2 protein-coding genes are annotated in these 2182 nt (G+C 44.6%); one reads left to right on the top strand and one right to left on the bottom strand.

All coding sequences use genetic code 11. The features are described 5' to 3' along the window. Nucleotides 1-263 precede the first annotated feature (263 nt). Nucleotides 264-959: a phosphoribosylaminoimidazolesuccinocarboxamide synthase gene (gene purC / locus ACXJGZ_RS01610; protein ID WP_456398072.1), complete on the top strand. Its 696-nt coding sequence runs from the start codon at nucleotides 264-266 to the stop codon at nucleotides 957-959. Nucleotides 960-1059: 100 nt separating this feature from the next. Here purC and purM read toward each other — a convergent pair whose 3' ends face one another. Then, complete coding sequence (gene purM / locus ACXJGZ_RS01605; RefSeq protein WP_456398070.1) at nucleotides 1060-2064, bottom strand: phosphoribosylformylglycinamidine cyclo-ligase; 1005 nt, start codon at nucleotides 2062-2064, stop codon at nucleotides 1060-1062. Nucleotides 2065-2182: the final 118 nt, after the last annotated feature.

Genomic DNA, 2182 nt, shown 5'->3' with positions numbered 1-2182 from the left:
CTTATTCCCGCACTTTCCTGTCCGCGATGTTGAAGAGCCAGTAATGCGTAGTATGCTTTCTTAGGGGCGTTTTCTGTTTTCGCTGCAAATATGCCACATTTTTCCCTCATGAAATCACCTGTTGACATTGAAATGTTGAAGAGAGCACAATTTCCACTGGAACTTTACAGTGTAATGCTTAAAAGCTTTGCCCTTTGATTGACATGAATTTGTTAAGAAAAACCTTATATAATGAGAATTTTAACATTTTTATGGTGAAGACCATGCATGTTTATGAGGGAAAAGCCAAGAAGATGATTCCACTTGACGAGAGGAAGTTCATAATGGAGTTTAAGGATGACGCAACAGCTTTCAACGGTGAAAAAAAAGCCCAATTTAAGGGGAAAGGATGGTTGAATGCTCAGATTTCCACAATGCTTTTCAAGATGCTCGAAGAGAAGGGAATAAAGACCCACTTCATAGGAGTTGCAGGCGATAACAAGCTTATAGTCGAACGCTTGAAAATGTACCCGCTCGAAGTCGTTGTCAGAAACGTCGTTGCCGGAAGCTTGAAGAAGCGCCTCCCCCTCACCGAAGGCACCGAACTGCCAGAACCTATAGTGGAGCTCTACTACAAGGAAGATGCCCTTGGAGACCCCATGATCAATTACTACCATGCCAAAGTGCTCGGTGTGGGAGAAGATGAAATTAAAGAGATGGAACGCATCGCCCTTAGGGTGAATGAAATCCTCAGAGAGTACTTCAAAGAAAAAGGCATTATCCTCGTCGATTTCAAACTCGAGTTCGGCCAGAATGAAAAAGGCGAGATAGTGCTTGCAGATGAGATAAGCCCTGACACATGCCGCTTCTGGGATGCCAAAACCAAAGAAAGCCTCGATAAGGACGTCTTCCGCTTTGACAAGGGCGACCTCATCAACGCCTATGAGGAGCTCTACAGGCGCCTCGTCGTAGAGGCTTGATTTTCATTCCTTTTTCCCGACCTTTAACCGCATTCTCAACTACCCTGGTTCTCTTTAAGGTTATTTCCATAAATCTCCCCAGAAAAAGATAGAGAGAATCTTAAAGACTTATCCCATAGTTCTCTATCCGTATTTCAGGTTCTTCTATCACCTTCCCAATCTCCTGTGCAGGGAAATATCTATTTAAAATTTCAAGAGCATCCTCCTTCTCCTCTCTCGGCACGACGACAGCCATCCCGATACCCATGTTGAAGACACGGAACATCTCCTCAAGAGGGACACCGCTCCCGTGAATCAGCTTAAATATTCCTTTTATCTCAGGCATCTCGAGGGAAAAGCCATATTTTGTAATCCTCTTGAGGTTCAAGAGCCCACCCCCCGTTATGTGGGCCAATCCTTTTACCTCAACGCTCTCCAAAAGCTCCAAAATTGGCTTTACGTAGATCCTCGTCGGCTCAAGGAGATGCTCCCAGAGCTCTCTCCCATCATATTCATAATGAAGCCCATACTTTGGAATCAGGAGCTTTCTGGCCAAGGTCAGCCCGTTTGAGTGTATCCCAGAGCTTTCAATGCCTATTACCGCATCTCCCGGTTTTATTTTCTTCCCGGTTATTACCCTCTCTTTTTCAACAACACCAATAGCAGTTCCCGCCAAGTCGAAGCCGTTTACAAGCTCAGGTAGAACCGCGGTCTCCCCTCCCACAATAGCTATGCCGCTCTGCTTTGCTCCTTCGTATATCCCCTTGGCGATTTCGGCAAAAACCTCATCATCCGGCTCTTTCACCGCTAAATAGTCCACCAGAGCCACCGGTTCGGCTCCAACGCAAATCAGGTCGTTAACGTTCATCGCTATCATGTCAATACCTATAGTGTCGTACTTCCCAACTGCCTCGGCCACCAAAATTTTCGTGCCCACCCCATCGGTCGTCATCGCGAGGTAGAATTCCTTGAAGTCCATCAAAGCGGCGTAGTGACCTATGTCCTCTTTAGGCTCGCCGAGTTTTCCCTTTCTAAACTCAAAAGATGCTTTTGCAAGAGAAATAATTCCCCTTAGGGCTTTCTGGGTTTTCTCATCATCAACACCGGCTTGAGCATATGTGAGCATAATCATCACCAAGATTTGATCTTGTGAAGAGTTTAAAAAATTTGCCATGTTAATGTAGATTTAATGTAATTGTTTTTGCTATCTAAACATTTTAATGTCTAAAAATGATTATAAGTAT

Source organism: Palaeococcus sp. (in: euryarchaeotes) (assembly GCF_053987695.1).
The sequence above is the reverse complement of the archived record's forward strand: the minus strand, read 5'-3'. Positions and strand labels throughout refer to the sequence as shown.

What these genes read in the sequence shown, in the direction of transcription:
- purC (WP_456398072.1), top strand. Translation starts at nt 264, where the DNA reads ATGCATGTTTATGAGGGAAAAGCCAAGAAGATGATTCCACTTGACGAG.
- purM (WP_456398070.1), bottom strand. Translation starts at nt 2,064, where the DNA reads ATGCTCACATATGCTCAAGCCGGTGTTGATGATGAGAAAACCCAGAAA.